This window comes from Bordetella sp. (genome assembly GCF_057362025.1).
This window is the reverse complement of record NZ_JBMQQZ010000005.1, coordinates 22,658-29,946: the sequence shown is the minus strand read 5'-3', so window position 1 is coordinate 29,946 and position 7,289 is coordinate 22,658. Positions and strand designations below refer to the sequence as shown.

Here is a 7,289-nt window from a genome sequence, read left to right as displayed (position 1 = left end):
CGACAACATGGAGTATCGCCTCGAGGATCGCCGCCAGCGCGCGCTCTCGTACGCGATCGTCGACGAAGTGGACTCGATCCTGTTCGATGAAGCGCGCACGCCGCTGATCATCTCCGGGCAGGCCGAAGACCATACCGAGCTCTACATCCGTATGAACGCGGTGCCGCCCCTGCTCAAGCGCATGGAGTCGGAACCGAAGCCGCAGGAGCCCGAACCCGAAGGCGACTACTGGGTCGACGAGAAAAGCCAGCAGGTTCATTTGTCCGAGGCCGGACACGAGCACGCCGAGGCCATCCTCAGCCGCCTGGGTATCCTGCCGGAGGGCGAGTCTCTGTACGACCCGCGCCACATCGCGCTGATGCACCACCTGATGGTGGCGCTGCGGGCCCATACCCTGTTCTTCCGCGATCAACAATACGTGGTGCAGGATGGCGAAGTGGTCATCGTCGACGAATTCACCGGCCGCCTGATGGTGGGCCGGCGCTGGTCTGATGGCCTGCACCAGGCGGTCGAGGCGAAGGAAGGAGTCAAGATCCAGCACGAGAACCAGACGCTGGCGTCCATCACCTTCCAGAACTACTTCCGCATGTACGACAAACTGTCGGGCATGACGGGTACCGCCGATACCGAAGCCTACGAATTCCAGGAAATCTACGGGCTGGAAACGGTCATTATCCCGACCAACAAGCCTATGGTCCGCAAGGACCAGAACGACCAGGTCTTCAAGACCGCGCGCGAAAAATACGATGCGATCCTGGCCGATATCCGCGATTGCCATGAGCGCGGCCAGCCAGTGCTGGTGGGTACCACCAGCATCGAAAACTCCGAACTGCTGTCGGGCTTGCTGCTGAAGGCGAAGCTGCCTCACGAGGTGCTCAATGCCAAGCAGCACGCGCGCGAGGCGGAAATCGTGGCAGAGGCCGGCAAGCCGGGGCATATCACGATCGCCACGAACATGGCCGGCCGCGGCACCGACATCGTACTGGGCGGCAGCGTCGACAAGCAGATCGACCTGATCCGTGCTGACGAATCGCTGCCCGAAGCCGACAAGGACGCGCGCATCGAAAAGATCCGCACCGAGTGGAAGCCCGCCAACGAGAAGGTCAAGCAGGCCGGCGGTCTGCGGATCATCGGCACCGAGCGGCACGAGTCGCGCCGTATCGACAACCAGCTGCGCGGCCGCGCCGGCCGCCAGGGCGATCCCGGCTCTTCGCGTTTCTATCTGTCGCTGGAAGATCCGCTGATGCGGATCTTCGCCGGCGATCGGGTCCGCGCGATCATGGAAAGGCTGAAGTTGCCGGAAGGCGAGCCCATCGAGGCCGGCATGGTGTCGCGTTCGATCGAGACGGCACAGCGCAAGGTGGAAGGGCGCAACTTCGACATCCGCAAGCAACTGCTGGAATACGACGACGTCGCCAACGACCAGCGCAAGGTGCTCTACGCGCAGCGCAACGAAGTGCTGGAAGCACCTACCGTCAGCCCCACGGTCGAGGGCCTGCGCGACGGCGCGATCACAGAGCTCTTCCGCGCCCATGTTCCCGAGGAATCGGTGGAAGAGCAGTGGGATATCCCCGCCCTGCAGCGCGCGCTGGAATCCGATTACCAGGTGTCTCTGCCCCTGACGGAAATGGTGGAAAAGGAAACCAGCCTGACCGAGGAAGATCTGCTGGAGCGTGTAAAGGAAGCCGCCGCGGCATCCTATCGCGCCAAGATGGAGCAGGTGGGGGCCGAGTCCTGGGGCCAGTTCGAGCGCTCGATCATGCTGCAGGCGATCGATCAGCACTGGCGCGAGCACCTGTCTTCGCTGGATTACTTGCGCCAGGGGATACATTTGCGCGGCTACGCGCAGAAGAACCCGAAGCAGGAGTACAAGCGCGAAGCCTTCGAGCTGTTCTCCGGCATGCTGGATCGGATCCGCGACGATGTCGTCAAGGTCTTGATGACCGTGCGCATCCAGTCGCAGGAGCAGGTGGCCGCCGCGGAAGCGGAAGCCGCGCAGTCCCATGTCCACAACGTCCAGTATCAGCATGCGGACTACGACGAAGCCCTGGCAGCGGGCCAGGACGAACGTCCGCAAGGCCCGCAGCCGGTACGCAATGCCATGCCCAAGGTGGGACGCAACGATCCCTGCCCCTGCGGCAGCGGCAAGAAGTACAAGCAGTGCCACGGCAAGCTGGCATAGGGAGCGGGCGATGACGGTACCGGCCGGGACGACGGAGCTGGATCACGCCGTGATCATGGTGCGGGACCGTCTGGAGCAGACGGCACCGTATTTCGAGCGCCAGGGCTATACCCTGAGCGAGACGGAAGTCCACAACCTCGGCTCCTGGAACCGCCTGATTGTCCTGGAGCATTCCTATATCGAGCTGCTGGGATGGCCGCCGGGCAAGCCGCCGGCCCGCAAGGAAATCGCTGATTCCCCGCTGGGCCTGGAGGCGCTGGTCCTGCGAACGGAAGACGCCGACGCGACCTACGAAAGGCTGCGGGCCGCCGGCTACGCGGTGAATCCCGTCCAGGTGCTGACCCGCCCCGCGCGGGTGGATGGGCAGGTCATGGAAGCACGCTTCCACACCGTCCGTTTTGCGGAACAGCCTATCCCCGGCCTCCGGCTGTACTTCTGCCGGCACCTGACGCCGCAATGCGTCTGGCAACCCGCGTTGATGAAGCACGCCAACGGCGCCCGTGCCGTTGTGGAAGTGTCGGCCCGCGCGCAAGATCCTCGCGAACTGGCCAAGCGCTTTGCCGAGCTGGCCGATACGGCGGCGCAGGCATCGGAAAACGGCGATTGGATCGTACCCCTGGGCCACGCACGCCTGCGCATCGTCCCGGCTGCACCCGGGCAGGGCAATGCCCTGGGTACGCTGACACTGGTGGACCGGGAAGGGCGCCTCAGCGTCCTCGATACCGGTTTGTGACCGCCGCCCGGCGGCAGGCCGCCGGCACCTCGTCCGGCGATCGGTCAATCTCTTCATCCTGATGCCTGGGCGCGGCCCGGGATGCCGCGCCGCGGCCGGAATGGTCTGTTAGTCCGGTCGCCGTCGCACTTCCGCCCTGCGTGCGTCCTGACGCGATGCGCCACGGTGCCCTGGCTCGCAGACCCCTTTCCCCTCATCATCGGCCGCTTCGCGTGGGCGCGCTGCGGGTTAATACTATGGCATGCGAAGTGTATACACTTTAGTATGCAATTTCCTTTCGGGAGGAAGCATGGGATTGCCTCGCTACGCGCCACGTACCTCCGCCGGGCTGGCCGAGCTGTACGACACCCTCAAGGCCATGGCGGTGCAGTTCGAGTTCAAGCCTGGCCAGCGCATCAATGAAGTCGAGCTGGCGCGCTCGCTCAACGTGAGCCGCACGCCGCTGCGCGAGGTGTTGAACCAGCTGATGGTCGAGGGCTTTGTCACCCGCGCGGTCAATCGCGGGTTCATCGGCCGCCCGCTCGACGCCAAGCAGATACACAGCCTTTACGAATACCGCTCGGTGCTCGAATGCGGCATCGTGCGCGCCGCCTGCGAGCGCGCCACGGATGCCCAGTTGGATGCGTTGCAAGCCCAGGTAGAAGCATCGCGGGATGTGCCGGAGGACGCCGATGCCGTGCGCCTGCTGGCCCTGGACGAGCAATTCCATGTCGCGCTGGCTGGCTTGACGGGCAACGAGGAATTCGTGCGCAGCCTGGAAAGCGTCAACGCGCGCATCCATTTCGTACGCTGGATCGATATGCGGCAGGGCCGCCGCGCGCACACCCAGTCCGAACACCTGCGCATCGTCCATGCACTGCGCGCGCGCGACGATGCGCTGCTTCAGGAACTCGTGTCGCGCCACATCGGCCGCCGCCTGGACGAGATCACCGATGTTATCCGAACGGGTTTTTCGACGATCTATATGCGGGACCAGCTCGAAGACAAAGCCTGACAACCACAAGGGGAAATCATGTCCGCAACCAAGAATCCTTCCATTGCGGGGCGGGCCGGCAGGCGCCGCATCATCGCGGCGGCGCTCTGCGTGGCAGTAGGCGGCGCCTTCGCCGCCGCGCCGGCCGCCCGCGCCGCCGACGTCAAGCCGCTGATCCTGGTCGTGCCGTATCCGCCCGGTGGCAGTACGGACATCCTCGCGCGCATCATGCAGCCCAAATTGTCCGAACGCATGCACGGGCGTACGGTGATCGTGGAAAACCGCGCGGGCGCGGCCAGCCAGATCGCGACCGCGTTCGTGGCGCGGGCCGCGCCGGATGGCAATACGCTGCTCGTCAGCTTCGACAATCACGCGATCAATCCGGCCGCGAAGCCGAATCTGCCCTACGACACGTTCAAGGATTTCGTGGGCATCAGCCAGACGGTGCGCTTTCCGCTCGTTATCGGCGCCAATCCCCACGTGCCGGGGGATACCCTGAGCGCATTTTTCGACGCGGCGCGCAAGAATCCGCGCAAGCAGTACAACTTTGCGTCCACCGGCGTCGGCTCGCTGAATCATCTCGCGCCCGAACAGCTCAAGCGCCTGTCGGGCGTCGATCTGCTGCATGTGCCCTATGGTGGCGGCGGACCGGCGGTGCAGGCCGTGGTCGGCGGCCAGGCCGATATGACGTGGCTGAGCTATGCCGCGTTGCGCGGGCAAATCCAGGCCGGAAAGATCAAGCCTTTGGCTGTGGCGGGCGACAAGCGGCTGCCGGATCTGCCCAATGTGCCCACTGTTGCCGAGTCGGGTTTCCCCGGCTTCGAGGCCTACTCCTGGAGCGGCATGTTCGCACCCGCGAAGACGCCGCCGGCAACGGTGCACGCCCTGACCGCGGATTTCCAGGCCGTGCTCGCCGATCCGGAAGTGCGCCGCAAACTGACCGAGGCGGGATTCGAGGTCATCGGTTCGGACGGCCCGGCCCTCGATGCCTACGTCAAGCGCGAATACCAGCGCTGGGACCAGTTCATCAAGACCAATCACATCAACCTGGAAAACTGAGATGGATCAATTGAATGGCGCGGAAGCCATGGTGCGCATGCTCCAGGCCTACGACGTAAAGCATATTTTCGGGCTGTGCGGCGACACCAGCCTGCCTTTCTATGACGCCTTGTACCGCCTGGACCACGGTATCCGGCATGTGCTGACACGGGACGAGCGCAGCGCGGGCTACATGGCCGATGCGTATGCGCGCGTCACCGGCAAGGTCGGGGTGTGCGAAGGGCCCAGCGGCGGGGGCGCAACCTATCTGTTGCCAGGCCTGGTGGAAGCCAACGAATCGTCGATACCGGTGCTGGGAATTACGTCTGACGTGGCGGTCGGTTCGCGTGGGCGCTATCCCTTGACGGAATTGGACCAGGAAGCGCTGTATCGGCCCTTGACCAAATGGAATCGCACCATAGACCGCGCCGACCAGATTCCCGGCATGGTTCGCGCGGCGTTCCGCGCCATGACCGGCGGCAAGGCCGGTTCGGCGCACCTATGCTTCCCCTACGACGTGATGAAGCAGAAGCTCGATGCGACCGACATCTGGGCTCAGCCCGAGCACAGCCGTTTTCCCGCCATGCGCTACGCGCCGGATCCCGCCGACATCGCGCGGGCGGCCGCCATTCTGGCGGAGTCGCGCGCGCCGGTCTTCATCTGCGGCGGCGGCGTCGTCATCGCGGGGGCGTGCGAGGACCTGAAAACGCTGGCGGAATCCCTCAAGGCGGCGGTCTGCGTAACGGTCAGCGGCCAGGGCAGCCTGGCGGACACGCACCCGCTGAATGCCGGCGTGGTCGGATCGAACGGCGGCATCATGGCCACCCGCGACGTGGTGGCGGCGGCTGACGTGGTGCTGTTCATCGGCTGCCGGGCGGGGTCGACGTCCACCGAGCACTGGCGCTTTCCCGGCCGCGATACGACCATCCTCCACATCGATGTGGACCCCATGGTCGTCGGCACGAACTATCGCACGGAGGTCGGCATGGTCGGCGATGCCCGGCTGGCGCTGCAGGCCCTGATCGCGGAGGTGACTCCGCGCCTGGGCCGGCGCCGCGCCGACGCCGTCGATGGCGCGGTGTTGGCAGGCAAGGCCCAGGCGGCCCGTGCCGCCCAGCTCGATGGGCTGGCGTCTTCCTCCGATCGCCCCATCCGCCCCGAGCGCGTGGTCAAGACACTGAATCGACTGTTGCCTGATGACGCGGTGGTGTGCGCCGATCCTGGCACGCCATGCCCATACTTTTCGGCGTATTTCGACGCGGCGCGGCCGGGGAGGCATTTCATCACCAACCGCGCCCACGGCGCGCTGGGCTATTCCCTGTCGGCGGCGTTTGGCGCGTGGTTCGGCCGTCCGCAGTCCAAATGCGTGTCCGTAATGGGGGACGGCAGTTTCGGTTTCACGGTGGGCGAACTGGAAACCGTGGTGCGCCACAAGGCGCCGCTGCTGATGATCGTGTTTTCCAATTCGGTATACGGATGGATCAAGGCCAGCCAGAAGGCCGGCTACGACCAGCGCTACTACAGCGTGGATTTCGAGCGTACCGACCATGCGCGCATCGCTGAGGCCTATGGGGTCAAGTCCTGGCGTGTGGAGGACCCGGCGCAGCTTGAGTCGGCTTTGCGCGCGGCCATGGAACACGATGGCCCGGCGCTGGTCGACGTGCTGGCCCAGCCGTTGCAGGATACCGCAGCGCCGGTCAGCCAGTGGATGGGCTAGGACCGCCCGTGGCCGGTGGCGGTCCCGCTTCGGCCAGCCCGGCCAGGCCGATGGTCAGGCGGCGGCCGCCATGGTCGCCGCCGCCGGCATGCTCGCCACGACGTGGTTGACCCCTGTGGTGAGCGCCGCTTCGTCGATCCCGTAGACGTGCAGCGATATCGCCACGCTATCGCCGGCGTTGCCCAGGCGGTGTATCTGGCCCAGGCCGGGGGCTGCCGTGACGATATCTTCCGGCAGCCGGCGCACTTCGCGTCGGGCGCGCGCGCATTGGGCGCTCTCGTCCCAGGTATAGAGGGTTTCGCGCAATTCGCCTCTGACGACCCGGTAGGCGCACCAGGTGTGATGTCCGTGCACGGGGCTGAATTGCCCCGGTGGCCACACCAGGTAGACGACGGTGAAACGCCCGTGCGGGTCGGCATAGGCGACATGGCGGGAATAAGCGCCGCGCGGCGCCGCCAGGGCATCCGGGCAGACCGCGTCCAGCGCGCCGTGGGGGTCCGCATCGGCCACGCCCTTGGCCAGTGCGCCCAGCAGTCCCTCGCTGGACAGATGGCCGGCGGCAAGAATGGAGTCGCAGAGCGGCGCAAGCGCCGCGGGCGGAGAAAGATGTTGCATGGTTTTTTTTCCGCATAACGGTTCAATTCCA

The 7,289-nt window shown here is 65.6% G+C and carries 6 protein-coding genes; 5 read left to right on the top strand and 1 reads right to left on the bottom strand.

Translation table 11 applies throughout. The annotated features are described in order from the left end of the window. The 5 genes from secA to ACO1P8_RS02600 form a co-directional block, all read left to right on the top strand. Positions 1-2,182 (top strand): preprotein translocase subunit SecA (secA, locus tag ACO1P8_RS02620; RefSeq protein ID WP_486294378.1); only part of this gene is annotated, 2,182 nt, incomplete at its 5' end. A 10-nt stretch (positions 2,183-2,192) separates the two neighbouring features. Beyond that, complete coding sequence (locus ACO1P8_RS02615; protein WP_486294377.1) at positions 2,193-2,915, top strand: VOC family protein; 723 nt, start codon at positions 2,193-2,195, stop codon at positions 2,913-2,915. A 289-nt stretch (positions 2,916-3,204) separates the two neighbouring features. Next, on the top strand, positions 3,205-3,909 hold the full coding sequence (locus ACO1P8_RS02610) for a GntR family transcriptional regulator (protein WP_486294376.1): 705 nt from the start codon (positions 3,205-3,207) through the stop codon (positions 3,907-3,909). Between the two features lie 18 nt (positions 3,910-3,927). Beyond that, positions 3,928-4,947, top strand: a complete 1,020-nt coding sequence (locus ACO1P8_RS02605; RefSeq protein ID WP_486294375.1) for a tripartite tricarboxylate transporter substrate binding protein — start codon at positions 3,928-3,930, stop codon at positions 4,945-4,947. A 1-nt stretch (position 4,948) separates the two neighbouring features. After that, a complete protein-coding gene (locus tag ACO1P8_RS02600; protein ID WP_486294374.1) occupies positions 4,949-6,643 on the top strand; it encodes a thiamine pyrophosphate-binding protein in 1,695 nt (564 codons plus the stop codon). Between the two features lie 54 nt (positions 6,644-6,697). Here the strand turns inward: ACO1P8_RS02600 and ACO1P8_RS02595 are convergent, their stop codons facing one another. Beyond that, a complete protein-coding gene (locus tag ACO1P8_RS02595; protein WP_486294373.1) occupies positions 6,698-7,258 on the bottom strand; it encodes a cysteine dioxygenase family protein in 561 nt (186 codons plus the stop codon). Between the last annotated feature and the right edge of the window lie 31 nt (positions 7,259-7,289).

What these genes read in the sequence shown, in the direction of transcription:
- ACO1P8_RS02615 (WP_486294377.1), top strand. Translation starts at nt 2,193, where the DNA reads ATGACGGTACCGGCCGGGACGACGGAGCTGGATCACGCCGTGATCATG.
- ACO1P8_RS02595 (WP_486294373.1), bottom strand. Translation starts at nt 7,258, where the DNA reads ATGCAACATCTTTCTCCGCCCGCGGCGCTTGCGCCGCTCTGCGACTCC.
- ACO1P8_RS02600 (WP_486294374.1), top strand. Translation starts at nt 4,949, where the DNA reads ATGGATCAATTGAATGGCGCGGAAGCCATGGTGCGCATGCTCCAGGCC.
- ACO1P8_RS02605 (WP_486294375.1), top strand. Translation starts at nt 3,928, where the DNA reads ATGTCCGCAACCAAGAATCCTTCCATTGCGGGGCGGGCCGGCAGGCGC.
- ACO1P8_RS02610 (WP_486294376.1), top strand. Translation starts at nt 3,205, where the DNA reads ATGGGATTGCCTCGCTACGCGCCACGTACCTCCGCCGGGCTGGCCGAG.